At 68.7% G+C, this 26,206-nt stretch carries 30 protein-coding genes; 14 read left to right on the top strand and 16 right to left on the bottom strand.

Features of this window, described 5'->3' with window-relative positions; all coding sequences use genetic code 11:
* Positions 1-8: 8 nt before the first annotated feature.
* The 6 genes from AC5Y5E_RS25445 to AC5Y5E_RS25420 form a co-directional block, all read right to left on the bottom strand.
* Positions 9-1,844: a fatty acyl-AMP ligase gene (locus AC5Y5E_RS25445; RefSeq protein WP_499905988.1), complete on the bottom strand. Its 1,836-nt coding sequence runs from the start codon at positions 1,842-1,844 to the stop codon at positions 9-11.
* 94 nt (positions 1,845-1,938) lie between these two features.
* Positions 1,939-2,514 carry a TIGR03086 family metal-binding protein gene (locus tag AC5Y5E_RS25440; RefSeq protein ID WP_499905987.1) on the bottom strand — a complete coding sequence of 192 codons (576 nt, stop codon included), beginning with the start codon at positions 2,512-2,514 and terminating at the stop codon, positions 1,939-1,941.
* An 11-nt stretch (positions 2,515-2,525) separates the two neighbouring features.
* Positions 2,526-3,503: a sigma-70 family RNA polymerase sigma factor gene (locus AC5Y5E_RS25435; protein ID WP_499905986.1), complete on the bottom strand. Its 978-nt coding sequence runs from the start codon at positions 3,501-3,503 to the stop codon at positions 2,526-2,528.
* 13 nt (positions 3,504-3,516) lie between these two features.
* Positions 3,517-4,260 carry a DUF899 domain-containing protein gene (locus AC5Y5E_RS25430; RefSeq protein ID WP_499906377.1) on the bottom strand — a complete coding sequence of 248 codons (744 nt, stop codon included), beginning with the start codon at positions 4,258-4,260 and terminating at the stop codon, positions 3,517-3,519.
* 37 nt (positions 4,261-4,297) lie between these two features.
* Positions 4,298-5,044 (bottom strand): SDR family NAD(P)-dependent oxidoreductase, encoded by a 747-nt coding sequence (locus AC5Y5E_RS25425; protein WP_499905984.1) that lies wholly within the window; start codon positions 5,042-5,044, stop codon positions 4,298-4,300.
* 21 nt (positions 5,045-5,065) lie between these two features.
* Positions 5,066-5,815 (bottom strand): SDR family NAD(P)-dependent oxidoreductase, encoded by a 750-nt coding sequence (locus AC5Y5E_RS25420; protein ID WP_499905983.1) that lies wholly within the window; start codon positions 5,813-5,815, stop codon positions 5,066-5,068.
* A gap of 277 nt (positions 5,816-6,092) precedes the next feature.
* Between AC5Y5E_RS25420 and AC5Y5E_RS25415 the strand changes: the two genes are divergently transcribed.
* Together AC5Y5E_RS25415 and AC5Y5E_RS25410 are read left to right on the top strand one after the other, a co-directional pair.
* On the top strand, positions 6,093-7,499 hold the full coding sequence (locus AC5Y5E_RS25415; RefSeq protein WP_499905981.1) for a TIGR00366 family protein: 1,407 nt from the start codon (positions 6,093-6,095) through the stop codon (positions 7,497-7,499).
* Complete coding sequence (locus AC5Y5E_RS25410; protein ID WP_499905980.1) at positions 7,489-9,060, top strand: allophanate hydrolase; 1,572 nt, start codon at positions 7,489-7,491, stop codon at positions 9,058-9,060. Before AC5Y5E_RS25415 ends, AC5Y5E_RS25410 begins: the two co-directional genes overlap by 11 nt.
* Before the next feature lie 7 nt (positions 9,061-9,067).
* Here AC5Y5E_RS25410 and AC5Y5E_RS25405 read toward each other — a convergent pair whose 3' ends face one another.
* Complete coding sequence (locus tag AC5Y5E_RS25405; RefSeq protein WP_499905979.1) at positions 9,068-10,150, bottom strand: serine hydrolase domain-containing protein; 1,083 nt, start codon at positions 10,148-10,150, stop codon at positions 9,068-9,070.
* Positions 10,151-10,269: 119 nt separating this feature from the next.
* On the opposite strand from AC5Y5E_RS25405, the gene AC5Y5E_RS25400 reads away from it, so the two are divergent.
* Positions 10,270-10,737: an SRPBCC family protein gene (locus AC5Y5E_RS25400; protein ID WP_499905978.1), complete on the top strand. Its 468-nt coding sequence runs from the start codon at positions 10,270-10,272 to the stop codon at positions 10,735-10,737.
* A gap of 33 nt (positions 10,738-10,770) precedes the next feature.
* On the opposite strand, the gene AC5Y5E_RS25395 is transcribed toward AC5Y5E_RS25400, so the two are convergent.
* Entirely contained in the window at positions 10,771-11,100 is a 330-nt protein-coding gene (locus tag AC5Y5E_RS25395; RefSeq protein WP_499905976.1) for a hypothetical protein, read from the bottom strand.
* Positions 11,101-11,386: 286 nt separating this feature from the next.
* Between AC5Y5E_RS25395 and AC5Y5E_RS25390 the strand changes: the two genes are divergently transcribed.
* Complete coding sequence (locus AC5Y5E_RS25390; protein ID WP_499905974.1) at positions 11,387-11,833, top strand: hypothetical protein; 447 nt, start codon at positions 11,387-11,389, stop codon at positions 11,831-11,833.
* A 21-nt stretch (positions 11,834-11,854) separates the two neighbouring features.
* Here the strand turns inward: AC5Y5E_RS25390 and AC5Y5E_RS25385 are convergent, their stop codons facing one another.
* The 3 genes from AC5Y5E_RS25385 to aceA all read right to left on the bottom strand — a co-directional run bounded on the left by AC5Y5E_RS25385 (position 11,855) and on the right by aceA (position 16,166).
* Positions 11,855-13,015: an LLM class flavin-dependent oxidoreductase gene (locus AC5Y5E_RS25385; protein ID WP_499905973.1), complete on the bottom strand. Its 1,161-nt coding sequence runs from the start codon at positions 13,013-13,015 to the stop codon at positions 11,855-11,857.
* Between the two features lie 150 nt (positions 13,016-13,165).
* Positions 13,166-13,558, bottom strand: coding sequence for a hypothetical protein (locus tag AC5Y5E_RS25380; RefSeq protein WP_499905971.1), 393 nt, complete (start codon positions 13,556-13,558; stop codon positions 13,166-13,168).
* 319 nt (positions 13,559-13,877) lie between these two features.
* Complete coding sequence (gene aceA / locus AC5Y5E_RS25375; RefSeq protein WP_499905969.1) at positions 13,878-16,166, bottom strand: isocitrate lyase ICL2; 2,289 nt, start codon at positions 16,164-16,166, stop codon at positions 13,878-13,880.
* A 194-nt stretch (positions 16,167-16,360) separates the two neighbouring features.
* Here aceA and AC5Y5E_RS25370 point away from each other — a divergent pair, with 194 nt between their 5' ends.
* Positions 16,361-16,735, top strand: a complete 375-nt coding sequence (locus AC5Y5E_RS25370; RefSeq protein WP_499905968.1) for a hypothetical protein — start codon at positions 16,361-16,363, stop codon at positions 16,733-16,735.
* On the opposite strand, the gene AC5Y5E_RS25365 is transcribed toward AC5Y5E_RS25370, so the two are convergent.
* Complete coding sequence (locus tag AC5Y5E_RS25365; protein WP_499905966.1) at positions 16,732-17,454, bottom strand: MBL fold metallo-hydrolase; 723 nt, start codon at positions 17,452-17,454, stop codon at positions 16,732-16,734. The two genes, AC5Y5E_RS25370 and AC5Y5E_RS25365, sit on opposite strands and share 4 nt — an antisense overlap.
* 88 nt (positions 17,455-17,542) lie before the next feature.
* Here AC5Y5E_RS25365 and AC5Y5E_RS25360 point away from each other — a divergent pair, with 88 nt between their 5' ends.
* From AC5Y5E_RS25360 to AC5Y5E_RS25335, 6 genes are read left to right on the top strand one after another with little or no spacing between them, the layout of a single operon-like run.
* Positions 17,543-17,857: an ArsR/SmtB family transcription factor gene (locus AC5Y5E_RS25360; RefSeq protein WP_499905965.1), complete on the top strand. Its 315-nt coding sequence runs from the start codon at positions 17,543-17,545 to the stop codon at positions 17,855-17,857.
* Positions 17,854-18,258, top strand: coding sequence for an SRPBCC family protein (locus AC5Y5E_RS25355; RefSeq protein ID WP_499905964.1), 405 nt, complete (start codon positions 17,854-17,856; stop codon positions 18,256-18,258). The genes AC5Y5E_RS25360 and AC5Y5E_RS25355 overlap by 4 nt, the downstream gene beginning before the upstream one ends.
* Positions 18,259-18,287: 29 nt before the next feature.
* The gene (locus AC5Y5E_RS25350) at positions 18,288-19,292 is read left to right on the top strand and encodes a zinc-binding dehydrogenase (protein ID WP_499905962.1); all 1,005 of its coding nucleotides are present in this window, start codon (positions 18,288-18,290) and stop codon (positions 19,290-19,292) included.
* A gap of 35 nt (positions 19,293-19,327) precedes the next feature.
* Positions 19,328-19,771 carry an SRPBCC family protein gene (locus tag AC5Y5E_RS25345; RefSeq protein WP_499905961.1) on the top strand — a complete coding sequence of 148 codons (444 nt, stop codon included), beginning with the start codon at positions 19,328-19,330 and terminating at the stop codon, positions 19,769-19,771.
* 52 nt (positions 19,772-19,823) lie between these two features.
* Positions 19,824-20,423, top strand: a complete 600-nt coding sequence (locus AC5Y5E_RS25340; protein ID WP_499905959.1) for a YbhB/YbcL family Raf kinase inhibitor-like protein — start codon at positions 19,824-19,826, stop codon at positions 20,421-20,423.
* 19 nt (positions 20,424-20,442) lie between these two features.
* A complete protein-coding gene (locus tag AC5Y5E_RS25335; protein ID WP_499905958.1) occupies positions 20,443-21,300 on the top strand; it encodes a lipase family protein in 858 nt (285 codons plus the stop codon).
* On the opposite strand, the gene AC5Y5E_RS25330 is transcribed toward AC5Y5E_RS25335, so the two are convergent.
* Together AC5Y5E_RS25330 and AC5Y5E_RS25325 are read right to left on the bottom strand one after the other, a co-directional pair.
* Positions 21,297-21,845, bottom strand: coding sequence for a TetR/AcrR family transcriptional regulator (locus AC5Y5E_RS25330; RefSeq protein ID WP_499905957.1), 549 nt, complete (start codon positions 21,843-21,845; stop codon positions 21,297-21,299). The genes AC5Y5E_RS25335 and AC5Y5E_RS25330 overlap by 4 nt on opposite strands.
* Positions 21,842-22,177 (bottom strand): DUF962 domain-containing protein, encoded by a 336-nt coding sequence (locus tag AC5Y5E_RS25325; protein ID WP_499905955.1) that lies wholly within the window; start codon positions 22,175-22,177, stop codon positions 21,842-21,844. Before AC5Y5E_RS25325 ends, AC5Y5E_RS25330 begins: the two co-directional genes overlap by 4 nt.
* 87 nt (positions 22,178-22,264) lie before the next feature.
* Between AC5Y5E_RS25325 and AC5Y5E_RS25320 the strand changes: the two genes are divergently transcribed.
* Entirely contained in the window at positions 22,265-23,068 is an 804-nt protein-coding gene (locus AC5Y5E_RS25320) for an alpha/beta fold hydrolase (protein WP_499905954.1), read from the top strand.
* Between the two features lie 89 nt (positions 23,069-23,157).
* Here AC5Y5E_RS25320 and AC5Y5E_RS25315 read toward each other — a convergent pair whose 3' ends face one another.
* Positions 23,158-24,027 carry a LysR family transcriptional regulator gene (locus AC5Y5E_RS25315; protein ID WP_499905953.1) on the bottom strand — a complete coding sequence of 290 codons (870 nt, stop codon included), beginning with the start codon at positions 24,025-24,027 and terminating at the stop codon, positions 23,158-23,160.
* Between the two features lie 93 nt (positions 24,028-24,120).
* On the opposite strand from AC5Y5E_RS25315, the gene AC5Y5E_RS25310 reads away from it, so the two are divergent.
* Together AC5Y5E_RS25310 and AC5Y5E_RS25305 are read left to right on the top strand one after the other, a co-directional pair.
* The gene (locus AC5Y5E_RS25310) at positions 24,121-24,513 is read left to right on the top strand and encodes a tautomerase family protein (protein WP_499905952.1); all 393 of its coding nucleotides are present in this window, start codon (positions 24,121-24,123) and stop codon (positions 24,511-24,513) included.
* Positions 24,510-25,496, top strand: coding sequence for an NAD(P)H-dependent flavin oxidoreductase (locus AC5Y5E_RS25305; protein WP_499905950.1), 987 nt, complete (start codon positions 24,510-24,512; stop codon positions 25,494-25,496). Before AC5Y5E_RS25310 ends, AC5Y5E_RS25305 begins: the two co-directional genes overlap by 4 nt.
* Here AC5Y5E_RS25305 and AC5Y5E_RS25300 read toward each other — a convergent pair.
* Entirely contained in the window at positions 25,482-26,195 is a 714-nt protein-coding gene (locus AC5Y5E_RS25300; RefSeq protein ID WP_499905949.1) for a hypothetical protein, read from the bottom strand. The two genes, AC5Y5E_RS25305 and AC5Y5E_RS25300, sit on opposite strands and share 15 nt — an antisense overlap.
* Between the last annotated feature and the right edge of the window lie 11 nt (positions 26,196-26,206).

The raw sequence follows: 26,206 nt of genomic DNA, 5'->3' as shown, positions 1-26,206 counted from the left end.
GATGCCAGCTAGCGCACGCCTAGTGTGCCGCCGAGGTATTCGGCGCGGCAGGCCCGCCGGGCTAATTTTCCGCTGGTGGTGCGCGGGATGGCGCCGGCCGGCAGGAAACGCACGTCGGAGACCGAAACGCCATGACGGTGTGTCACCGCGTCCTGGATCGCCTCGATCGCCGGCTGCGGATCGTCGCGGCTGGTGCCGGCGGCGCGTTCGGCGATCAGGACGAGGCGTTGCTCGCCGTCCGCCGGGACGGCGAACGCGCCGACGTACCCGCGCCGCACCATCGGCGAGGCTTCCGCGGCGGTGGCCTCGATGTCTTGCGGATAGTGGTTGCGCCCCGCGATGGTGATCAGGTCCGCGATGCGGCCGGTCACGTAGATCTCGCCGTCGAGGTAGACGGCCAGATCCCCCGTCCGCAACCAGGTTCGTCCGGCCGACGAGCCCTCCGCGTGGCTGCCCTCGGCCAGCTGCGACTGCAGCTTGGCGCCGAAGGCCAGCTGGGTTTCCTCGGGCTGCCCCCAGTAGCCGCGACCGACGTTGTCGCCCTGCAGCCAGACCTCGCCGACCTCACCGTCGGGCAGCTCGGATCCGCTGTCGGGGTCGACGATCACCGCCCACAGGCTGCGGGCGACCCGGCCGCAGGACACCTGCGCCACGGCGTTCGGGGCGTCCGCGTCGACGCGCACCGCGTGACCGGCGCTCAATTGTTCGCGGTCGAGATACGCGACGGATGCCTCGGCGGAGGCATCGATGGTGGCGATGAGCAGCGTCGCCTCCGCGATGCCGTAGGAGGGCTTGAACGCCGTGCGCGGCAATCCGTACGGGGCGAAGGCCTTGTTGAACGTCCGGATCGCGTCGATGCTGACCGGTTCGGAACCGATGATCATCACCACGTTGCGCAGGTCGACGTCGTCGCCGGGCGGGGGCAAGCCGCGCTGCGCGGTCCACTCGTAGGCGAAGTTCGGCGCCGCGGTCACCACCCGGCCCTGCTTCGACCCGGCGGACAAGGCGTGGATCCAGCGCAGCGGCCTGCGGACGAAGGCGGTCGGCGCCATCAGTGTCGAGTGCCCGCCGTACACCGCGGGAAAGCCGATCATCGACAGACCCATGTCGTGGTAGAGCGGTAACCAACTGACGCCGTGGGTGTTTCGGTCCAGCAGGTCGATCGAGAGGATCATCTGCACGAGGTTGGTACCGACCGCCCGGTGGGTGATCTCCACGCCGACCGGTGGCCGCGTCGAACCCGAGGTGTACTGCAGGTGCGACACGCGGTCGATGTCCAGCTCGACGGGGACGAACAGCTCCCCCGCCGAATCGGGGACCCCGTCGATGACGATCAACTGCGGCTTGCGCAGGTCCGGCAGGCTTTCCAGGAAGTTCTCGACCGCCTCTTTCGCCGCCGCCGTCGTGAGCACCGCGGCGGGTTGGGAGTCGCGAAGCGCGGTCTGCAGCCGTTCGGCGTGCCCCGGCAGCTCGGGTGCGAACAGCGGCACCGCGATGGCGCCGGCTTTGATCGCGGCGTAGAAGCCGGCGACGTAATCGATGCCCTGCGGCGCCAGGATCGCCACCCGATCGCCCTCGGCGGCGAATTGCTGCACCCGCGCGGCGATGGCCTGCAGCCGGACCCCCAGTTGGGTCCAGGTCACTTCGAAGGTGTGGCCCTCGGAGCGGGCGTAGTCCAGGTAGCGATACGCCACGGCGTCACCGACATTGGCGATGTTGCGATCGATGAGCGATATCAGGGTCGTGCCCGGCGGCAACGCGACGCCGCCGTCGGCGTCCAGGCAGTCCTCTATCAGGAGCAGGCCTTTCGGAGCCGCGGCGTCGTGGCGGGTACCGCAATCCATAAGCGCAGTCTAGGGGCCCGGCCGGGCGGACCCGGGGTGCCGGGTCGGCCACGCGCGGGGCGCCGCGCGGCGCCGCCGCGAACCCCGTTCGCGTCTAACCGGGGCCGGCTCGGCGGCCGAACAGGGCGAGTAGCTGGTCACTTGGGGTGGCGTTCGGGGGCGCCGCCAGCGGCGCGGCGAACACGTGCCCGGCCAGTCCCGCCTCGGCGAGGGGTGGCGAAACCCACAGCAGCGCCGAGGCGACTCCCGGGGGAATGGGCCGATCGGTGTTGCACGCCTGGGCGATATCCCACGCGTGCAGCACCATCTCGATCGCCCCCACGTAGACAACGACTTTGACGGGAATCGCGTGGCCGCGGATCACACACGGCCGGCCCGCGGTCGGTGTCGTGGTGCACGCGAGCAGAAGGTCGACGATGCCGACCCGCAACGCGCCGACGGGGTCGGACGCATCCGCGTCGGCGGCCGCCCGCTCGGACCCCCGGTCGGGGTCGCGGGCCGCCAGCACGTCGGCGACGTCGGCCAGCGAGGTGCGCACGTGCCAGAGCAGGCGACGCAGGTCCCAGTCCGCGCAGGGCGTCGGCGCCGACAGGTCGGCGTCGCGAACCAAGAGGAGGTTGCCGAACAGATACCGGGTCGCCTCGGCCAGGACGGGCAGTTCATCGGACACGGCCCGGGCCCTCACCCCGCGAGCGTCTCGGGCAGCCCGAACTTGGCGACCAGCGTTGCGTCGTTGAAGGCGACGATGCGTGAGATGCGACCGTCGACCAGCGACAGCACGTCCAGGCCGTGAGCCTGGAAAGAACCGTCAGACCCGCGCCGGTACATGGCGAACGCCGGCGCGCCGTTCGCGCGGGTGTAGGTCAGCCGCCACTGATCCGGCGTGTACAGCACCACCCGGGCCAGGAAGTCGCGCACCACATCCCGCCCGGTGAACCACGTTGGGATGGGCGGCATTTCGAGCTCGACGTCGGCGCGGAGCAGTTCGGCCAGCCCGTCGACGTCGGCGTGCTCGAAGGCGGCCATATAGCGGTCGAGCACGCCGCGCAGCTCGGGTTCGGCGGGTTCGCCGAGCTCGTCCAGCGTCGGGCCGGCCTCGGCCAGGCGAGCACGGGCGCGTTGCAAGGCGCTGTTGACCGCCGCCGTGGACGTCTCCAAGATCTCGGCGACTTCGCTGGCCTGCCAACCCAATACGTCGCGCAACACCAGAACGGCGCGCTGCAACGACGACAGATGTTGCAGCGCGGCTACGAACGCCAATCGGACGCTGCTGCGCAACGACACGACCGCGGCGGGATCGTCGGTGGCGCCGTACAGCAGGCTGTCGGGCGCGGGCTGCAACCATGGGATGTCCGATTTCGCCGGGGCCAGCACGGTCGTCGCACTGTCGGCCGGGGCGCCCAGCCCGGACGGCAGCGGACGCCGCTGGCGCGTCTGCAACGCGTTCAGGTAGGTGTTCGTGGCAATCTTGTAGAGCCACAACCGAACCGACGAGCGGCCCTCGAACCTCTCGTAGGCCTGCAACGCGCGAAGGTAGGTGTCCTGCACCAGATCCTCGCACTCGTCGACGGATCCGATCATGCGATAGCAATACGCCCGCAACTCGGGCCGATACTGTTCGGCGACTTGCGCGAAATCGTCGACGCCGGCGTCCGGCATTGCCGACAGCCTTTCACGACTCCCGGCGCGACGGCCGGGGATCGCTGGGATCGTGCTCGCCCGGCTCGGGGTCTGCCCACCATTGGGCCGGCTGATCGCCGTACGCGTCGTGCCAGTTCCACCACGCGTACGCGGGTCCCTGCGGATAGCCTTCCGGGGAGTCCTCCCAATCCTCCTGACGCCCAAGGGCGGTCATGTCCAGATAACTCCAGGTAGTACCCAGCGCCTCGTCGCCGCGGTTGTTGATGAAGTACGTGCGGAACACCCGCTCGCCGTCGCGGATGAACGCGTTGGTGCCGTGCCACTCGTCGACCCCGAAGTCGCGATCGAAGTCGTCGGTGATCGTGTACCACGGCATCTGCCACCCCATCCGAGCCTTCACCCGCTCGATGTCCGGCTGGCCGGCGCGGGAGGCGAACACCAGGGTGGTGCTGCGGGCGTTGAGATGCGCCAGGTTGCCGATGTGATCGGCGATCATCGAGCAGCCGCGGCACGCGTGCTCGGGCCAGCCGTCCACCCCCGGCTCCAGGAACGCCCGGTAGACGACCAGCTGCCGCCGGCCCTCGAACAGGTCCAGCAGGCTCACCCCGCCTTCCGGGCCGTCGAACCGGTACGGCTTGTCCACCTCCAGCCAGGGCATCCGCCGGCGCTGGGCGGCCAGCGCGTCGCGCGCCCGGACCGCCTCTTTCTCTTTGACCAGCAGCCGCTGCCGTGCGGCCTCCCAGTCCTGCGCCGATACGATCGGGGGCGTCTGCATGTTCATGTCGGGCCTTTCGGTTGTCGTTTAACGGTTTTCAGGCGATCTTCTGCAGGCCGGCGCCGGTCAGCAGGTAGCCCGCGGCGACGGCGTCGGTGTCGGACTGCACCAGCTCCACGACGGCCGCGCCGGCCGCCCGCGGGCTGACCAGCTCGCCGAGCTGCTTGACGTACTCCTCCTCGGATTGGCCCTCGCGGGCCGCATACGCCTGAACGGCGGGGCGGCCGAGTCCGGTCAGCGGCGTGATGCGCGGCATCAGTGCGGTGAAGGTGATGCCCAGACCGGCGCGGTTCGCCTCGTCCTGGGCGTAGCCGGTGATAAAGCGTTGCGTCGCTTTGGCGCCGGCGTACCCGCCGCTGAGCGGTGATCCCGCCAGGGCGGCACCGCTGCTGAAAACCACCACCCGGCTGCCGGGCCGCAGCGGCCGGAGCAGCGCCTCGCGCAGCCAATGAAAGGCGATGCGCACGTCGGTGTTCCAGTTGGCCGAGAACGTCTCCCAGGTGTGGTGCTGAAGCGGGCGGGGCAACGGGCTTGCCCCGGCCACCAGCACCAGAACCTGTGGGTCGTATCGATCCAGCAGGGTGCCGGCCGCCGGCGGATCGGCGGCGTCGGCGACGACCGCTTCGATGCTGCCGGCGCCATTGGCCGGGTTGGGAAACGTCGTTGCGGTGCGGGACACGGCGACGACCGAGGCGCCGGCTTCGGCCGCGGCCGTCACGATGCCGCGGCCCAGGCCCCGGCTTGCGCCCACGATGAGTGCGGTCTGGCCGGATAGGTTGTTCATCTTGTCCTCCTGGTGATGGTGTTATGCGGGGGTCGCTGTCGCAAGCAGTTGGGCGTACTGGCGTTCCAATTCCTTGGCGGGCGTGCTGTCCCAGCCCCGGGCGATGGATTGCGAGATCGGATCGGGGAAGATGTCCAGTTCGCCGCGGTGCAGCGCGTCGAAGACGGCCGCCGCGACCGAGCGCGGGGTGGCCTTCGGGATGTCGAGTTCGCGGCTCATGTCGGTGTCCACCGGGCCGGTGAAGACCGCGAAAACCCGCACGCCCTGGGGGCCCAGGACGGCCCGCAGTGACTGGGTGAGGTTGAACGCGGCCGCCTTGGACAGCGAGTACGCCGGAATGATCGGCAACGGCGCCAGCGCGTTGACCGACAGGTTGTTGATCACCGCTCCCCCGGAACGAATCAGCGCCGGCAGGAACGCCCGGGTCACCGCATGGGTGCCGAACAGGTTCACGGCAAGGTGCCGTTCCAGCATCGCGGGATCGGTCAGGTCGTCGTATTGCGCGATGCCGGCGTTGTTGATCAGCACGTCGAGCGATTCCACCGTCGCGGCGGCCGCGCGGATCTGTTCGGCGTCGGTCACGTCGAGCGCGACCGGGACCACCCGCTCGTCGGGAAAGGAGGAACCGTCTCGCGTGCCCGCGTACACCGTCCCGGCCCCACGGCGGAGGGCCTCCTCCACGAGGGCTCGACCGATTCCGCGGTTGGCGCCCGTGACCAAGACCGATTTGTCTGCGCCGGTGTCCTCTGCCGTGTCCACTGCCAAGCCCATGACAAGCCCCTCTCAAGTGAAAAGCCCCCGCACGAGGTGCGGGGGCGTCGATGGTGAGCCGATCGAGTCCGATCGAACTACAGATATAGACAGGTTCCGTCGCCGAAACTCATCGCGATGTCGGGCCGCAGTTTCCGCGCCGGGCGCCCGGCGGGCCGGCGGCCTCTGGCAACCGCGGTTGTCATCGCCGACGGGGTTCGGTTAATTCACCCGGCGGCAACAAAATTGGGGTTGCCTTAGGCGGGGTTTTGCGAACGGGGAGATTTAGGGGAACCAGATGACCACGACACAGCGTCGACCGGTGCAACGACGCGGCTTGATCCAGGGCCTGACGGAGCTGTGCGTCCGTTATGTCGAACGCCTGATGCCCGACCCCTACCTGTTCGCGGTCATCCTCACGCTCATCGTCGTCGCGCTCGTCGCGGTGCTCGTCCGGGGAGCGACGGCCTCCGGCATTCTCAAGGCGTGGTACGGCGGAGTGTGGGGACCGCAGAACATCTTCACCTTCGCGTTCCAGATGGTGCTCGTGCTGGTGACGGGGTACACGCTGGCCGAGGCGCCCGCGCTCAAGCGAGCCATCGTCCGTCTCGCGAGCAAGCCGACCAACCAGGTCCAGGGGGCGCTGCTGTGCTTTGCGGTCAGCACCGTCTTCTCCCTGCTCAACTGGGGACTCGGCCTGGTGGCGGGCGCTCTGGTGGCGCGCCAGGTCGCGAAGCGCCTGCGGGGAGCGCATTTCGGCTACCTGATCGCGACGGGGTTCATGGGCTACCTCGTCTGGACGCAGGGGCTGTCGTCGTCGATCGCGCTCGCCAACACCGACACGACGAGCCCGATCAACGTCATCCACAAGATCACCGGCACGACCGTGCCGTTGGCGCTGACGGTTTTCCAGCCCTACAACTGGATCGCCGTGATCACCGTGGTCGCGCTGCTCGCCGTCGCGATCTGGCGGATGGAGCCCAGGGCCGGTCTCGAGCCCGATCCGGCGGTCTTCGACGAGGAGCCGGAGCCGCCCGCGCCCAGCGGCAAGCGGACGTTCGCCGAGTGGTTGGAAAACCTGTGGATTCTCAACGTCATCGTCTTCGTCGCGGGCATCGCGTACTTCGTGCTGAGCGGGTTCGCGCTGAACATCTCGTCGATGATCATGCTGTTCACCATCACCAGCGCCCTGCTGCACCGGACGCCGATCCGTTTCATCCGCGCGTTTTCCGGCGCCGCGAAGGTGTCCGGCCCGCTGCTGCTGCAGTATCCCCTGTATGGCGGGATCGTCGGCCTGTTGGGTTATCTGCCCACCGGATCGGGCAAGGCGCTGCAGACGGTGCTGGCCGAGGCGCTGGTGCGCGGCGCCGATCAGTACACGCTGCCGTTCCTGACATTCGTGGGGTCGGTCATCATCTCGTTGTTCGTGCCGTCCGGCGGTGGGCACTGGGCGGTGCAGGGACCGATCGCCGTCGACTCGGCGTTGGCCGTCGGTCAACACTCGCCGGCATACCTCGGGCTGACCTCGATGTCGGTCGCGGTCGGCGAGGGCGTCGCGAACATGATTCAGCCGTTCTGGCTGCTGCCGGTGCTCGCCATCGCCAAGCTGAATGTCCGTCAGGTGATGGGCTTTACGGTGATCGCCTTCCTCGTCGGCTTCGCGGTCGCCAGCGCCATGGTCCTCATCGCGCCATATGTCATCTGACGCGCCCGCCGGATCCCCCACGGCGCGCGTCCGCGCCGCGTATCGGCGCATAGCACAGGCCGACCGTCCCGAAATCTGGATCACGCTGCGCGAACAGGACGACGTCCTCGCCGACGCCCGCGCGGTCGAGCGACGGCTCGCCGCGGGCGAGAGCCTGGCCCTGGCGGGACTGGTGGTCGCCGTCAAGGACAACATCGACGTGGCGGGCCTGCCGACCACGGCCGCGTGCCCCGAATTCGCCCACCTGCCCGCAGCCACCGCGGCCGCCGTCGATCGGCTCCGCGACGCCGGGGCCGTCGTGCTGGGCAAGACGAACCTCGACCAATTCGGGACCGGCCTGGTCGGCACCCGGACTCCCTATGGCGCGGTGCGCAATTCGCGCCATCCCCACCTGGTCGCGGGGGGCTCCAGTTCGGGTTCCGCCGTCGCGGTCGCGCTGGGCATCGCCGACGTCGGCATCGGCACCGACACCGCGGGCTCCGTCCGAGTACCGGCCGCGCTCAACGGGATCGTCGGCATCAAACCCACGCTCGGCATCATCCCGACCCACGGGGTCGTTCCGGCCTGCCCGAGCTTCGACGCCGTCTCGGTGCTCGCGGCGGACCTCCACGTGGCGAGCGCCGCGGCGGCGGTGATGGCCGGGTCCGACCGCCGCGATCCCCGCAGCCGCGCCTGGCCGCCCGACGTTCGCCTGGCCGCGTCCGACGCACCCCGCGTGGCGATCCCCGAAGTCGCGAACCGCACCGCGCTCAGCGACGCCTACCGAGACGCGTTCGAGCGCAGCGTGATTCGCGCCGCCGAGGCCGGATTGGGTATCGAACCGGTCGACATCTCGGTCCTGCTAAAGGCGGCCCTGCTGCTGTATGACGGCGCGTTCGTCGCCGAACGATACGCCGCCGTGGGCGAATTCCTCGACACCGCGCCCGCGGGCGCGGACCCCCACGTCGCGGCGATCATCACCGCGGGGCGCGCGATCACCGGCCCCGCGTTCGCCGCGGACCTCGATGCGCTGGCGCGCGCACGGGTCGCCGCCGCGGAGCTCCTCGCCGGATTCGATGCGTTGCTGCTCCCGACCACCACCGAACACCCCGCGCTGGCCGACGTTGCCGCCGAACCGTTCTCGATCAACCGGCGAATGGGCACCTACACCAATTTCTGCAACCTGCTCGACATGGCCGCGGTGGCCGTCCCCGGCGAACCGACGGCCACGGGCGGTCCGTTCGGCGTGACGATCGTCGCGCCCGCGTTCCACGACCAAATCGCCGTCGACATCGCCGCCCGCTTCGGCGGAGTGCCACCCCCGCCTCTGATCGAAAGCGGCTGCGAGGTGGCACTGTTCGATTCGGGACCCTTGCGCCGCCAACTCGAACGGCTGGGCGCCCGCCACGTCGGTCATGCCACCCCCAAGCCCGGACGGGGTGCGCCTTCGCGCGCCGAGGTGTGGCGGGTGTCCGAGGCCGGGCTCGGGCGCCTGCTGGCCGACCTTCGGGCACCCGTAATGCTGAGCGCGATCGAACTCGAGGACGGCCGGACGGTCACCGGGCTGACCGAAAGGAGCTGACCGCCGGCTACATCCAGAGTTTGGCCAGCGAGTCGGCCAGGGTTTCGGGGTCTTGCCTGTCGGTGTTGCAGCTGATGGCCAGGGACGTGTTTCGGTCCTTGCTCACACGGAATGCCGTCACGAACCCGGCCCATGCGCCGTCATGATCGAGCGTGCCGTTGCCCATCAAGTAGATTCCGGCTCCGTACCGGTCGGCGCCGCCCGGTTCGGTGGGCACCGCGCCGGCGAGCTGCGCATCCAGGAGCGCGGCGCCGCCCACCCGGCCGGTCCGGTAGTTGTCGGCCCACCCGACCAATTGGCTTGGCGTGGTTTGAATTCCGCCATCGCCGACCTGCTCCCAGCGGGGGTCGGTCTCCCGGTACCCGTTGCCGCTCTTCTCGTACGAGACGGCCTTCTCGGCAATCGGACCGGTGGGGTCGAGGACCATGGCCAGGCCGAGCGGACCGAAGATCTGTTCGGCGAGGAACTGCGGCAGCGGTTCCCGCGCGACGCGGCGGACGATCTCGCCGAGCAGCAGGTAGTTGGAGTTGGAGTACTCGAATTGGGAACCGGGCTGAAATTCCAGCTTCGGCACGGCGACCAGCGCCCGCATGGCCTCGTCCTCGGTGGTGCGGTCGCCGAGCTGATAACCCTGCGCCTCGAGCAGCCCGACATATTCGGGGATTCCGCTCGTCTGGTGCATCAGCTGCCCGACGGTGACGGTGGTGGACCACGTCGGCAGCTCGGGGATGTAGCGGGATACGGGGTCGCTGAGGGCCGGTTTGCCGGCGGCGACGAGCAAGAGGAGCCCGGTCGCGGTGAACTGCTTGGACACCGAGGCGATGTCGAACACCGTGTGCGCGGTGATGGCCGCACCGTTCGACATGTCGGCGACGCCGCGAACGCCCGTCCACACCACCTTTCCCTTGACGCCGACCGCGGCCGAGCACCCCGGCGCGCGGGCCTCGATAGCGTCGTCCAGCACGCTCTGGCTGCGGGCCGCCGCGTCGCCGTGATCGGTTGTCGGCGTGGTGGTGGGCGCTGGTCCGCGTCCCCCAGCGCAGGCACCGACCAGCAGCAACACCGCGAGAAACGCGAACCGCCGAGCCATACCGTGAATGATTGCGCTCGGCGCGAGGCCCCGCAGAGAAACGACGCTTTGAGGCGGTAGAGGTATGGTACGCGGCAGTGCCATCCGGGTCACTCAGCGATCTTCACCAGGGAGTCGGGATGTCGGGTCGTAGGTTCTCGTTCGAAATCAACCGCACCAGCAGCGCGCCCGCGGCGACGTTGTTCCGGCTGGTGGCCGACGGTGCCAACTGGTCAAAGTGGGCCAAGCCGATCGTCCTTCAGTCGAGTTGGGCGCGTCAGGGGGATCCCGCGCCGGGCGGCGTCGGATCCATCCGCAAGGTGGGCATGTGGCCCTTGCTCGTGCAGGAGGAAACCGTCGCCTACGAGCAGGATCACCGCCACGCCTACAAGCTGGTCGGACCGCCGAGCCCCGCCAAGGATTACTCCGGTGAGGTCACCTTCACCCCGAATCCTGCCGGTGGCACCGACATTCGCTGGACCGGCGAGTTCGTCGAGGGAGTTCCCGGGACGGGTCCGATGATGCGGGCGGCCATGGGCGGCGCGGTCCGGTTCTTCGCGGGCCGGCTGGTGAAGGCGGCCGAGTGCGAATCGCACGGCGGAGGATAGAATTACCTTGGTGCGCAAGGGATTTCGAAACGCTTAGGGATTGTTGGCCTGCTGCTCGGTCAGTTGGGCCTGTTGCATGTCCTGTAGGAACTGCTGCTGAGCCGCTTCGTTTTGCTGCTCGGCCTGCTGCATGGACTGTTGCATCTGCTGCAGCGCGAGCTGTTCCTGCTGCTGAGCCTGTTCCTGAGCCCAGTCGTCGTCGCCGTCGGTGGCGAAGCCCCCGAAGGGACCGCTCGCGGGGGCCGGCAGGGCCAGGTCCGTCAGGCGCACGGACGCGGGCGCCGGGTGCGTATCGGGGCGCGCGGCGTCGAACGATGCGATCATCGCCAAGGTCGCGGCCCCGGCCAAAACCAGCCGCACCATTCGCGCTCGCCTATCGGGGGCGGTGCTTGTCATCCGTCATTTATGCGCCCCGCTGCTAGCTGCAGGCTGGGAACGCGCTGGCGCGCGCATATGAAATCTATTTCGACAATTGGAAGGTTTAAACGAGACGCGCGCGGCCAAATACTAGGGGCGCCGTGGTTTTGCCGGGCCGGGTAATTACCCACGATGCGGCGGTGTGCTTCGGCCGCTGTGAAGAGGTGGACGAATGAGGAAATTCGTTGTTCCGGGCATAGCGGCCGCCGCTTGGCTAGGTCTGAGTGTTCCCGTGGCGCAAGCGGATATCGGCGGAAACGTGCCCGGCCCCGGACTGTGCGACTATCCCGGCGTGGGGGGCTCGGGCATGGAGATGGGGGCCTATCACTACTGGTGTGACTTCCCGGTCGAAGAGAACGGCAGTCGTTGGCACTGCGAATACGGCGGCGGCGCCGTGCAGGGTGTCGGCGGCATCAACATTTTCTTGTTCAACGCCTCGGTCATCACTCCGCTGGGGGCGCTCGAAGGTTCGTGTTCTTTCCGCTGCCCCGACGGTTCGCTGTCGGCTGCGCCGAACCCACCCGGCGCATGGAAAAACGCGCTCACCCCGAAAAAATGCGTCCCGCTGGAAGTTGCGCCGGCGTCCGAACCGAACACCGGGCTGCCGCCCTGGCCCGGTCAACTTCCCGGCGTGACGAATCCCGCGACCCCCAACCCGGTGACCACGGAAAACCCGTAGGGCCATGCGGCTTTTCGCCCGTCAGCCGCTTTTCTCGCTTTCATACTTCTTGGTCATGTGCTCGACGGCCTGCAGCTGAGACTGCGCGAGGCCCTCGCGCACCTGCCCGGCGCGCGCGGCAGCGTCCAGCGTCGGCTGCGCCTGACCCTGGAAGTGCGGAATCACCTCGGCGGCGAACAGCTCGGCGGACCGCTTGGTGGCGGCGGGGTTGGCCCACTCGTGGCCCATCTGCAGGAAGCAGCCGAATCCACCGGATTGGTCCCAGAGCCGCTGCACCTGGGCCCGCGCCCGTTCGGGCGTGCCGATCACGCCGGCCCCGCTCTCGTTGATGATGTCGATCATCTCGTCGAGCTGCTCCCCCGGCATGGTCATCTGGGGGAAGGCCGCTACCTTCTGGAAGTAGTTGAACCACGACTCGATGCCGAATTTCACGTCGGCGCGGGCCTGCTCGTCCGTCTCGGCGATGTGCATCGGCCCGACCAGGCTCCAGTCCTTGCGGTCGACCTCCGTGCCGAAGGCCGCGGCGCGCTCTTCGACGATGCCCCAGTGGTAGGACAGCGCGTCGAAGCCCTCGACGATCAGCGTCGCCCCGATGGACAGCAGCCCGATGCCGTGCTTGCCGGCCAGCCGCGCCCCGGTCGGCGAGGCGACCGCGGCGACCGCCAACGGGATCCCGCCGTCGGAGTACGGGGCGAGCTGCAACTTGGCGTCATAGAGCTGGTGCGTGGCGGTTTTCGCGCTCACCGTCTCCCCCGCCAGCAACCGCACGACGATGTCGAGGTTGGTCTCCAGCAGCTCGCGCGTGTCGGTGGGGTTCAGCCCGATCATCCCGGAATCCGTCGGTAGGGAGCCGGGCCCCATCCCGCCGATCACGCGCCCGTGCGTGAGGTGATCCAGCAGCATCAACCGGTCGGCGACCCAGAGTGGATTGTGATACGCGAGCGAAATGACCCCGGTGCCAAAGCGAATCCGCTTGGCGCGTTCGGCGGCCGCGGCGATGAAGACTTCCGGGGAGCTGATGATCTCGCTGCCCGCCGAGTGATGCTCGCCGATCCAGGCCTCGTCGAAGCCGACCGCGTCGAGGTGCTCGACGAACTCGAGATCGCGCTGCAGGGCCAGCGTCGGATTCGTGCCGGCCCGGTGGAAGGGGGCGATGAAATATCCGAATCTGAGTTTGGCCATTGGCGTCCCCTTGCGGTCGAGTTGCCCGAACCATAACCCAAGCCGCCGCCGGTTAGGTCAAAAGGGCCGACGCCAGATATTGCTCAGCCGGCGGGGCCAGATTCACATGGCCCCACCGGCTTGGGAGCAAGTCCTCGCCGTGGCGATGTTTTAGCCGCCGCCACAGATGTTGCCGATGCAACCTCCGCCGCCGCCCGGTCCTCCGCCGCCGCCACCGACGCCGGGAATGCTGCCGCTCCCGCCGCCGGGACCGCCGCCGCCCGTCGGGCCACCGGGGATGCTGCCACCGCCGCCGCCGGGGCCGCCGCCGCCGGTCGGGCCACCGGGGACACCGCCGCCCCCGCCGCCGGGACCACCGCCGCCGGTCGGTCCGCCCGGCGCCGTGGACGGCGCGGGCGCCACGCTGGACGACGGAGTGGTGGTGGTGGATGGCGTCGTGCTGCTGCTGTTCGGCCCCTTACCTCCGCCGCCACATCCGACGGCCAGCACGAGTATCGCCGTACCGCCGAAAAGCGCGACGGCATTCCTAGCTCCAGTTCTCATCGCCAACTCCCCACTCCCCACTCGCGCCACTCTGATGCGATCCATTGCTCCGTACCCCGGCATTCGCCGTCGCAAACGGGTCGGCCGGCTCCGCAGTCGAGGCCGGAGACGCAGGAGGGCCGCGGGCGCGGTTGCGTCGGGATGTGCCGCCGTCGCAGCGGGCGACGAATGCGAGCCGAAGCGCATTCCGCGAGCGAGTCGTCGTGCGGATTGAAGACGGCGCGCGCCGAGGCGCGGATGGCGGGCCTGGGCGCCGGGCATGCCGCGACGCCACGGCGCCGCCAGCAAATGCCCGACGGCGCGCCCGCCGCGAGTCGCCCTAGTCTTCCTTGGTGATCAGCTTCCGCAGCGCCACGCGGTCGGCAGCCAGCAGCTCGGCGATGCGTGGGCGGTTCACCTCGGCGACGATGATCTCGCCGACCTCCTGGTAAACCTCGCTGAAGATGCCGTGGGACTTCATCTTCGAGGTCTGATAGAGGTTGTCCTCGGTCGGGGTGACGTAGATGACGGCGTCGGCCTTGAAGCGGTGTACCAGCCAGAGGTGGATCAGGGTCATCAGCCGCTTCTGGCGCAGCTTCTCGGCGAACGTGTTCTGGTCGCGGACCTGAAGGATGCTGCGGCCGTGGCGATCCTTGATGGGGTCGACGACGACATTGGCCAACTGCTCGTCCCCGTTGCCGTAGATGCCGAGTTCCAGCACATCCGAGCCGGCGCGACGCGGCCGCAACTGCACGCGGAGCTTCTCGCCCAGCTGGTAGTGGTCGCTCCAGAGCGTCAACCATTCCTCCAGCAGCTTCTTCGGCACCTCGGTCTGCACCAGGTGCTGATGCTGGGTCGAGCCCTTCCCCATGGCCTTGGTGGTCGCGGTGCGGCCCGAGGAGGCGGCCAGCGCCGCGTCGCTGCGCGGGCCACCCACCAGGGTTTGCGGTGTCCGGTAAGGAGACTCGACCAGACGCATCTTGCGCTGCAGGCGCGCCAGCGCCAGCATGCCGTCCTGCCTTAGGGCGGTGGCGAACTCCTCGGCGGCGACGCCATCGATCTGGTGGCCGCCGTAGGTGATGAAGTTGAAGACGAAGCCCATCTTGCCGAGCTCGACGGGAAACTGCTTCATCTCCTCATCGGTCATCCCGGTGGTGTCCCAGTTGAACGATGGCGAGAGGTTGTAGGCCAGCATCTGGTCCGGGAACTCGGCGTGGATCGCCTCGGCGAACTGCCGGGCGTCGGCCAGATCCGCTGTCTTGGTTTCCATCCAGAGGATGTCGGCGAACGGCGCGGCCGCCAACGACTTGGCGATCGCGTACGGAATGCCGCCCCGGACCTGGTAATAGCCCTCGGGAGTCCGCGCAAGCTCTGGGCTCCAGTCGGGCGCGGCGCCCAACTCCCTTGCCTTCTCCCGGGCGGCGTAGTGGGACGTCCGCGCGGCGAACGTCCGCCACTGGTCGGGGGTCATGGTCGCCGGCTCGTCTTCGCGTTCGCCGAAGGCCAGTACTTCGGCAACGGCGTCGCTGTAGGTCATCAGCCCGGCGTCGTCCTCCCAGGCGGCGATGAACCGCGACTCGACCTGATCGAAGAGGTCGTCGATCGAGTCCTTGCCGTTCTCCCGCCAGGTGTTGACGGCGTCGGAGACCACGCCGAGGATCCCTTGCCGCTCCAGCCACGCGTTGGCGATGACGTACTCGCTGTCGGCGAGGGCATACAAGAGGTGACCGTTCAGCTCCTTGACGCCTAGCTCGTAGAAGCGGCGCATCAGCGCCAGGAAACAGGCCTTGTAGGAGGGAATGCCCAGGTTGGTGGCTCCGAGCAGGAACGCCTGGTCGCGCTCGTCGGAGTTGCTGTCGATCAGGTTGGCCGCCTCGGCGTCGGTGCGCGCGACGATGATGCCGGGCACCCGCATGACGTCGAGCTGGAAGCGGGCGGCGTTGAGGCGCTTGATCTGTTCGTCGGACGGCACCAGAACCTTGCCGCCCTGATGACCGCACTTCTTGGTGCCCGGACGCTGATCCTCGATGTGGTAACCCGGCACGCCGACCTCGACGAACCGGCGGATCAGGTTGCGCACGTGCGGATCACCGCCGTGACCGGTGTCGGCGTCGGCGATGATGAAGGGCCGGTAGTCATACTGTCTGGCTGTGGCGCGCTGCCGCTCGCTCATCTGTTGCAGCTGGTACTGCTGATTGCGGTCCGCGGTGAGAAGCGCGCGCACCAAGACCGCGGCGTCTTCGGGCACCTGGCTCAGCGGGTAACTGGCGAGGTCCGGCCCGGGGTCTTCGGTGGTGGAGCCCTTGGCCGAGGTCGCCCAGCCGCCGAGGTAGATGCCCTCGATCCCCATCCGCTTCATGCTGACCGCCTGGCCCGGCGAATACGGGCCGAACGTCGTGATGCTCTTCTTCGCCGCGAAGAGTTCGCGCAGCCGGTCGTAAAACGCCGCCGCCGCTTCCCGGGCCACGGTGTAGTCGGTCGGAATGGTGCCGCGCTGCTCGGCGACTTGGCGGGCCGTGTACAGGCGGGTGATCCCGGCAAAGCGCGAACCCTCGAAGTATCGCTGCGTAGCCTCGACGTCCTGCTCGAACGGCGTGCGGACCTCGGTGTCCGTTTCGATGATGGCCATGGGATGACGCTCCTCTTCAGCGCGAATCGGCTGACCGTGAGTTTATCCCCGGACACGGCGGTTCAATCAGGGGGCAATGGTCCCGAATCGGAACTGTTGCCGGGCCGTACTCCGGCCGACCTGGACCGCCGCGCTCGGCGGCTTCCCCGCGCAATACCCAGCAAAGCGGGTCAGCGATCGGTAGTCTCCGTATCGTGCAGACGAGCTTGCGCTTTGAGCGTTGGTATCTTCCGTTGGCGATTCCGGTCGGACTTGGCCCCCGCCACAGCGAGATCCGGTTGGACGAAGGCGTGCTGCACGTCAAGATGGGCTGGGCTTTCGAGGCCGACATCCCCTTGGCCTCCATCACCAAGGCCGAAGCGGCCAACGAGCGCGTCTTCACCTGGGGCGTGCACTACGCGGGAGGCCGCTGGTTGGTCAACGGGTCGGGCAAGGGGCTGGTGGCGTTGACGATCGAGCCGCCGGTGCAGGCGAAAGTCTGGATCAGATCGGTGACGCTGCGATCCTTGTGGGTCAGCGTTACCGATCCCGACGCCCTCATCGCGGCCTGCACAACCGCCCGCGCCTAGCCGGGCGCCGAGAGCCTGCGTTTCTTCAGCCAATCCCGCTGCCGGCGGACGAATTCGGCGTCGACAGTCTTCCCGTGGCCCGGGACGTAGACGGCTTGGGGACCACCGATCTCGAGCAATCGATCAAGGGTTGCCGGCCACGCCGGCAGATCCGAATCGGCGTCGACGTATGGGTCGGCGGACTCCTCGACGAGATCACCGGTGAACACCACGACCGGCTCACCCGCACCGTCGCGGGCGGGCACCACCACGACCAGGTCCGCGTTCGTGTGGCCGCGCCCCGGGTGGGTCACCGTCACGGTGCGGTCGCCGAGGTCGATCTCGGTTTCGTACAGACCGCACCGGGGTGGCCGCAGCGCCGAAATCGCGCGATCGACCTCGGCGGCGTTCGCCCCGTAGCTCAGCGCGTGTTCGCGAAGGTGTCCGGTGCCCGACGTGAGATATTCGACTACCTCAGGCGCGCAATGGATTTCGGCATCGCCGAACGCCGAGCAACCCAGGACATGGTCGAAGTGCTTGTGCGTCAGCACAACGTGAGTCACGTGGCGCCCGGTGAGCCGTCGCGCATCGGCGTCGATGGCGGCCGCTTCGGCGAGGGTGGTTCCGGTGTCGATGATCAGCGCTCCGCCGGCGCCCTGCACCAGCCCGACCGTGACGTCGCAGAACGCCAGCCGGCAGCGATGCACCGTGTCGGTCAGTCGTTCCCAAGCCAAGCGCACAAGAGGACGGTAGCCCGGATCGTATCGCGGCGGCAGGACATGTCGGAAAAAGTTGACATGTCGGAATTTCCCGACATATATTGCGCGGGTGGCCGCCGCTGATCGCGTCTTTCTCGCTCTGGCGAACCCGGTGCGGCGGGAGCTGCTGGAGATCCTGGCCCGACGGCCCCTGTCCGCGGGGGAACTCAGCGACCGGTTCGAGCTCAGCCGCCCGGCCGTCGCCGAGCACCTCAAGGTGTTGCGCGACGCCGGGCTGGTGACCGGCGAGCCGCAGGGCCGTCGGCGCATCTACCGCCTGACCGCCGAACCGCTGGCGGAGCTCGGCGAGTGGCTACATCCGTTCGAGAAGTTCTGGCGCGCGCGGCTGGCCGGGCTCGCCGAGGCGGCAGAGGAGCTGGAATGAGCGAGACGCCCGCAACGATCCGGGTGGACCAATTCGTCGCGGCGCCGCCGGAGAAGGTGTGGCGGCTGCTGACCGAACCGGAGCTGATGCGGCTGTGGTGGGCCGAGGGTGAGGTGGCCGCGGTGGTCGGCCACCAGTTCACCCTCGACATGCCCGGCTACGGCCGCCAACCCTGCAAAGTGCTCGAGGTCGATCCCCCGCGCCGCTTCGTCTACACGTTCACCCCGGCCTGGACGCTCACCTGGTGCCTCGAGCCCGAAGGCGACGGCACTCGGGTGTTCTTGGAACACAGTGGTTTTGACCTGAACGACACCAGGATGGCGCAGGCCTTCGACCGCATGGGTCCCGGTTGGCGCGATGTCGTTCTCCCCCGCCTCACAGGGGTGGCCGCGCGGGCATGAAGCGCCCGGCGGTGTGCGACCATCACACGATGCGCGCAGTCGTCATCACCAAGCACGGCGACCCGTCGGTGCTGCGGGTCCAAGACCGGCCGGACCCGCCGCCACCGGGCCCCGGGCAGCTGCGAGTCGCGGTGCGGGCGGCCGGCGTCAACTTCGCCGACCACCTGGCCCGCGTCGGCCTGTATCCCGATGCGCCGAAGCTCCCGGCGGTGGTCGGCTACGAGGTCGCCGGGACGGTCGAGGCCGTCGGCGACGGTGTCGATCCCGACCGCGTCGGCGAACGCGTGTTGGCGGGCACGCGATTCGGCGGCTACTCGGAGGTGGTCAACGTGGCGGCGAACGATTCCGTCGTGCTTCCCGACGTGTTGAGCTTCGAGCAGGGCGCCGCCGTCCCGGTGAACTACGCGACCGCCTGGGCGGCGCTGCATGGTTACGGGTCGCTGCGCGCCGGCGAGCGGGTGCTGGTGCACGCCGCGGCCGGCGGGGTGGGCATCGCCGCCGTCCAATTCGCGAAGGCCGCCGGGGCCGAGGTGCACGGCACCGCGTCGCCCGCAAAGCATGCGAAGCTCGCCGAGCTGGGCGTCGACCGGTGCATCGACTACCGCCGCGACGGCTGGTGGAAGGGCCTGGGACCGTACGATCTGGTGCTCGACGCGCTGGGCGGCACGTCGCTGCGGCGGTCCTATGCCTTGCTCCGGCCGGGCGGAAGGCTTGTGGGCTATGGCATTTCGAACATGCAACATGGTGAGAAGCGCTCGCTGCGTGTGGCCGCGCCGCATGCCTTGGCGATGCTGCGCGGTTTCAACCTACTCGATCAGCTCTCGGAGTCGAAGGCCGTGATCGGCATCAACATGCTGCGGCTGTGGGACGACCGCGGCACGCTCGAGCCGTGGATCACTCCCCTGGCGGAGGCGCTCGGCGACGGCACGATCGCCCCCGTCGTCCATGCGGCGGTCCCGTTCGCCAAGGCGCCGGAAGCACACCGGATCCTGGCGGCCCGGGAGAACGTCGGCAAGGTCGTGCTGGTGCCGTGAGTTTTAGCGCCGCGACATTGGCTATCTAATCCGTTATGGCTATCACCGATTCCCGCGAAGTCGTCATCGACGCGACGCCCGACGAAATCATGGACGTGCTGTTCGACCTCGAGTCCTTGACCGAGTGGTCCTCGTTTCACAAGAAGGTCGAAATCCTGGAACGCGACGCGGAGGGCCATCCGAGCAAATCGCGGCAGACGGTGAAGATCGTGGGCGTCAGCGACGAGCAGGTGCTCGATTATTCGGTGCACGACGACGGCGTGGGCTGGACGCTGGAGAGCTCCAAACAGCAGCGCGCCCAGGAGGGCCGCTACACCCTGACGCCCGACGGCGATTCCACCCGGGTGCGTTTCGATCTGACCGTGGACCTGTCCGTTCCGGTCCCCGGGTTTCTGGTCAAAAGGGGGACCAAGGGCCTGATGGAGACCGCGACCGACGGCCTGCGTAAGCGCGTGCTCGAAGTCAAGGCCGGCAGGTAGGTTCCGAAACGGGTCCTTCCCGACCAACCGTCGGCGCGCGACACTGTCGGGTATGGAATCTCTTCACCGCACCGCGCCGGTCGCCGCCGGGCTGGCGCTCCTCGTCGCGCTGGCCGGCTGCGGCGGCCAGGGTGGCAGCCGGACGACGGGCCCGCAGACACCGAAGGTGACGACACTGGCGCGGACCGTCCCCCAAGCGCCCGGCACCGGACCGGTGACGCTCAGCAGTCCGGCGTTCGCCGACGGCGCGCCGATCCCCGCGCAATACACCTGCAAGGGAGCCAACGTCGCGCCGCCCTTGACGTGGTCGGCGCCGTTGGGCGGGGCGCTCGTCGTCGACGACCCCGACGCGCCGCGCGGGCTCTACGTCCACTGGATTGTCGTCGGGATCCCGCCCGGCCCGGGAAGCACCGGCGACGGCCAGAGCCCCGCCGGCGGCAGCAGCCTGCCGAACTCGGCGGGCCAGGCCGGCTACAGTGGCCCCTGCCCGCCCGCGGGTACCGGGGTGCACCACTACCGGTTCACCCTCTACCAGCTCCCCGCCAACTACCAGCTCCCCCCGGGATTGGCCGGCGTGCAAGCGGCACAGGCGATAACGCAGGCCACCACCGGACACGGACAGGCGCAGTTCACCGGAACCTTCGAAGCCTGATGATCCGAGCGGGGGCGCCGTGCCGGCACAACCGACCTTAGATGCAACGCGGGCAATACAATTCGGCCAGCTCCTCAACGCCACCTACGCGACACCGCCCGGCGATTTGACGAACCGGGCCGGTCACGCGCTGAGCGCCGGCGGCGTCGACTACACCATCGTCACGACGGTCTACGCCAACGACCTGGCGACCGACATGAACCCGGCCCGGGTCGACGACGAGGTCTCCATCGGGCTGATCTGCCAGGAGACCAACACCGGCGACGTGGCGATCGCGATCCGCGGCACCGAAGGGTGGCTGGAATGGATTCACGACGCCGAGTTCGGCCTGGTGCCATGCCCGTTCCTGGTCGGCGCAGGCAACACCGAGGACGGCTTCACCGACATGTACGGATCCCTGCGGACGGGACCCACGCCGGATTCGCCCAAGGTGGTCGACGCGCTCGCAACGCTTGCGTTCCCGAAAGCCGTTGGCGCACTGACAATCTGCGGCCACAGCCTGGGCGGGGCCCTGGCGACGCTGCTGGCCCTCGACGTGGCGGCGAACACGGCGTTCACCACGCCGGCCGTCTATACCTACGGCAGCCCGCGTACCGGGGATTCGCTGTTCGCCGCCACCTTCGGCCAGGTGGTGAAGGACTCGTCCCGCATCGCGAACCGCCTGGACATCGTCACGGTGTTGCCTCCCCCGGTGGACTATGAACACGTGCTGAACCCGTACTGGTTCAACCCGGTCCGGCTGCTGCCGCTTCCGCCGAAGGTTCTGGTCAAATACTCGGTGTCCTGCGAACATTCGCTCGCGACCTACCTGTACCTGGTGTCCCTGCAGTCCGGCGGCGCGGTGCTGCCCCTGGAACCCGCCTGCAAACCCTCTTAGTCCGCCGGTGTCCGGGTGGCGAGCCGAAGCAACCCGCGGCGCAGCTGCTTGTCCCGCTTGCCGGCGGCGAGCTCGATCAGGGCGATCTCCGCGACCGCCGCGACGAGCAGCGCCGCGACCGGTTCCGGCGGCGCCCACCCCAGCGCGACCAGATCGGGCGCAATGAGCGCGGCCGCGCTTTCGTTGCGCGCGGCGACCAGGTCGCTCAGCCCGGCCTCGGTGCGCGACTGGACGAGCAGCGCCTTGGTGGCCGGCTCGGCCAGGCAGCCGTCGAGGTAGGCGTTCATCCCCGCCTCCAGCCGCTCGCGGCCGGGCGGCAGGTCGCCGCCGGCGGCGGCGATTGAGTCCTGCAGGTCGTCATGGAACCGGGCGTGCAAGGCCCGCACGTATTCCGAGCGGCTTGGCCAATGCTGGTAGAAGCTGCCTTTCGCCATGCCGGCCTCGGCGACGATCGCGTTGACCGAAATCCGCGCCAGGTCGGCCGATCCCAGCAGCCGCTGTCCCGCGTCCAGCAGCGCATTGCGTCCCGGCTCGGGCGGCCTCACCGCGCGGCCGCCCTGCGCTGGCTTCGCCGGGCCAGCATCTCGCCGTACTGTTCGCACACGTCGATTACCCCGGTGAGCTGGTAAGTGAGCCACCCTTTGTGGGTCGACGGGAGGTTCTTCTCGAACACTTTGTGACCGAGGATGTTCATGGCCCAGCCGCCGACGAACATGGTGGCACCGACCTTCGGCCTGGCGAACAACAGCGGCAGTCCGGCCGCGATGATCGGGATGCCGACGCGGTGCACCGCCCGTACCCCCTTCGAGGTGTGCTGCGTTCGGTAGTAGGTCATCTTCTCCGCGAACGGTGCTTCGGGAGGCGGGGCTTGTTCCAACTGGATTCCCTCCTTGTCAAGGCGTTCCTCTCGTTGTAGCGTACGGGATGACCGACCAGTCGGTCAACGCCTATGAGAGGGACTCCCATGCCGACCATCCAAACCCGGGCGGGGTGCGTTGCCTACTACGAATTAGGAAGTGGCCCAACCCTTTTGCTGCTGCATGCCTCGCTGCACGACCGACACGACTTCGATCCGATCGTCGACGCGCTCGCCCGGAACTACCGCACCATCGCGGTGGACTGGCCCGGGCATGGCGAATCCGATCCGGTCAGCTCCCCCATGGAGGCCAGCGCACCGCTCTTCGCGGACGTGCTCGAAGACGTCGTCGACGCCCTGGACCTGTCCGGGGTGGTGGTGATCGGGAATTCGGTCGGCGGGTTTGCCGCCGCGCGGCTGGCGATCAGCCGCCCCGGCTGCGTCGCGGGTCTGGTGCTGGTCAACACGGGCGGGTTCGTGCCGTTGACCCCCGCGGTCCGGGGATTTTGCCGAATGCTCGGCACGCCGGCGGTGTTCCGCCGGGCCGCTCCCCTCTTTGTCCGCGGTTACATGAAGGCCAGGACCGACAACGACCGGCGGATCGTCGAGCGTGCGACCGCGGTGGCGAAAACTCCCGAGGGCATCCGTACCGGAGCGGCGCTGTGGCGAAGCTTCGCCACGCCCGAGCACGACCTGCGCGACCGCGCCGGCGAGCTGTCCGTGCCCACCCTCATCGTGTGGGGCAAGAAGGACATCGCGATACCGCTGCGGGCCGGCCGCGCGACGCACGACGCCATCGCCGGCTCCCGGCTGGAGATCCTCGATACCGGTCACGTGGTGTTCTCGTCGGATCCCGCCGGCTTTCTCGCAGTGGCGGAGCCGTTCCTGGAATCGGTCAGCCTGCGGCGGTGATTGTTGCGTGGTGGCGCCGCGACACTGCAATGGCGGTGACGATACGCCGAGATGCGCAGCGCCCGTTCAAGTTTCGCGAAGAAGGCCCCTCATGACCCTTGCGCGCTCTCGACGGCCGCCTCGACGAAGCGGCGCAGCACGGCGTTGCGGCCGCGCGGCAGAAACACCAGCGCGACGGGGCTCTGGGGTGCTCCGTGCAGCGGAATGAACCGCACGCCGGGGTGGATGTTGCGCCTGACGGCGACGTCGGGGATCACGCCGATGCCGCGGTCGGCGGCGACGGACTCGATCCATTCGTCGAAATTCGCTGTCTCCACGATCGTTTCCGGTCCGGCGCCCGCGGGCCACGACCACGGGCCGGTGGTGCCGCTGGCCGTGTTGACGACCAGCGGCCAGCGCGGCACCTCGGCCCAATCCAGCTCCGATCGCCGCGCTAGCGCCGAGTGCACAGCACACACCGCCACCCGGGATTCGTCGAACAGGTGCACGACCCGCACGGCCGTCGCGGTCACCTGCCCGCGCACGACGGCGACGTCAACCTTCCCCTGCTGCACCGCGTTGAGCGCATCGTCGGTGCGGATGAGCCTGACCGTCGTCCCGGTGGCGAGTTCGAAGCGGGCGACGGTGTCCTGCGCCCACGGGTCGGGCAGCAACCAGCTGAACCCGAGGCGGATGCTTGCCTGCCGGCGAACGGCTGCGAGGCCACGTCCCAGCTCGGCGAGGACCCGTTCGACGTGGTCGAGGAATGTCCGGCCGGCCTGCGTCGTCTCGACGTGCCGCGAACTGCGGTCCAGCAGCGCCACGCCCAGCGCGTCTTCCAGCTGTTGAATGGTGCGGCTCAGGGCCGGCTGGGTGATGCTGAGCTCCTCGGCGGCCTGCGTGAACGACTTCAGTCGCGCCACCGCCTCGAACGCCCTGAGGTGGCGCAGCTCGACCCGGCCGCTATCCAGACCGCCCATGTCTGACAAGCATAGATCGATTACAGCAGGCATTTCACTGCGGACGTCGGTGGACCTAGCGTCGTACGCAGGAGACAAACCCAAGGAGACAAAATGCCGTTGCTGTACATCGACCTCATCGAGGGCCGCACGCCGTCGGAGGCGCGGGCGCTGCTGGACGCCGTCCACGAGGCCGTTGTCGAAGCGTTCGGGGTGCCGCCGCGCGACCGCTACCAGGTGGTACGCACCCACCCCGCCCACGAGATCGTCACGTGGGACACCGGCCTCGGGATCACGCGTTCGGACCGGCAGGTGATCGTGCACGTGGTGAGCCGGCGGCGTACGCGGGCGATGAAGGAGAAGTTCTATGAACTGCTGGCGACGATTCTGTACGAGCGGTGCGGGATCGACCCGGCCGATCTGATCGTCTCGATCACCGAAAACGGCGACGAGGACTGGTCTTTCGGACATGGCCGAGCCCAGTTCCTCACCGGAGAACTGAAATGAACCTCAGCACCCGCCTAACCGAATACTTCGGGATCCGACACCCGATCCTGCTCGCGCCGATGGCGGGAGTCGCAGGCGGTCGGCTCGCGGCGGCGGTGACATCGGTCGGCGGCCTGGGCCTCATCGGCGGCGGCTACGGCGACGCGGCGTGGCTGCGGCGCGAACTCGACCAGGCCGGCGGGGCTCGGGTCGGAACCGGGTTCATCACGTGGAGCCTGGCCCGCACCCCCGAGCTGCTCGACGAGGTCCTGGCGCGGCGACCGGCCACGATCATGTTGTCGTTCGGTGAATTACGGCCGTTCGCCGACCGCATCCACGCGGCCGGTGTCCCGCTCACCGCCCAGGTGCAGACCCTCGACCACGCGCGCCGGGCGCTCGACGGTGGCGCCGAGATTGTCGTGGCCCAGGGCGGCGAGGCGGGCGGGCACGGAATGACCGTCCGCTCCACCTTCACGCTGGTGCCCGACGTCGTCGACCTGGTAGCCGAGCGTTCGCCCGGAACGCTCGTGGTGGCCGCGGGCGGTGTCGCCGACGGCCGGGGGCTGGCCGCCGCGCTGGCGCTCGGCGCGGACGGCGCGCTGGTGGGCACCAGGTTCTGGGCGACCCCGGAGGCGCTGATATCGCCGCGGGCCCAGCAGCGCGCCATCGACGCAAGCGGGGACCAAACCGTGCGGACCCGGGTCTATGACGTTGTGCGGCGGTTGGATTGGCCCGCCGAATACACCGTGCGGGCGCTGGGCAACTCCTTCCTCGACACCTGGCACGGCAACGATGACCAATTGTCGGGTTCGGTCGCCGATGCGGTGGAGGCATTCGAAACGGCAACGGCTGAAGAGGATTTCGACACCGCGGCCATAATCATCGGCGAGGCGGTCGGGCGCATTCGACAAGTCCAGCCCGCCGCCGACGTCGTCGCCGACATGGTCGGCGAGGCGGCCAGGATCCTGAACCGCACGCGCGTGCCGAGCTCAGTACAGGGGTGACCACTCGGACGTGCGCAGCAGGCGGCTTTCCCACTGATCGCGGAACTTCAGGGCCTCCACCATGTAGCTGCCGGGCCTCCGGTGCTCGGCCGGGACCTCCTTGGTGAGCAGGTGAACCAGGGCCGCGTAGTTGTTGGCGTCGTCAATCTTCTGCCACAGCATGGCTTCTCGCCGCCGATAGCTGCCATGGGCCACCTGGAAGCACGCCTGGATGTCGAGGATCCGCATACCGGCCGGCGCCTTGGACAGCGGCCGGTAGTAGATCTCGTCCCAGGACCGGATGTAGTCGTCCAGCGGCGCGTGGGGCCAGCCGGTGTCCTCCATGAACATGGTCGGCGGGTGGGTCTCGCCGCTGGTGGGCACGCTCGCCAGGTCGACCGTCTGCAGCGGTGACCAATAGACGGGCAGCAGCAGCTTGCCCGTCACGTCGTGGCGCAGGTTGTCCAGCTCGCGCATCCATGGGCGAAGGTCCCCGGTCTGGGCGCGGTGGACCAGGCTTTCCCACGCAGCGCCGTCGCTGATCGCGGTGATGGTGACGACGTTGTAGGACACCCCGGACCCGTGGGCGTGGTTGGTGTACCAGAGCAGCCGGGCGTTGTCTTCGTTGGCCAGGGTGGGCATCCAGCCTTCGCGGTAGGCGGCCTCGAATTCCTCCTCCCGCGCGCCCACCACCTTGTGGGTCTCGTGGAGAAACAGCATTGGCACTCCCT

Source organism: Mycobacterium sp. NGS54 (assembly GCF_059812465.1).
The sequence above is the reverse complement of the archived record's forward strand: the minus strand, read 5'-3'. Positions and strand labels throughout refer to the sequence as shown.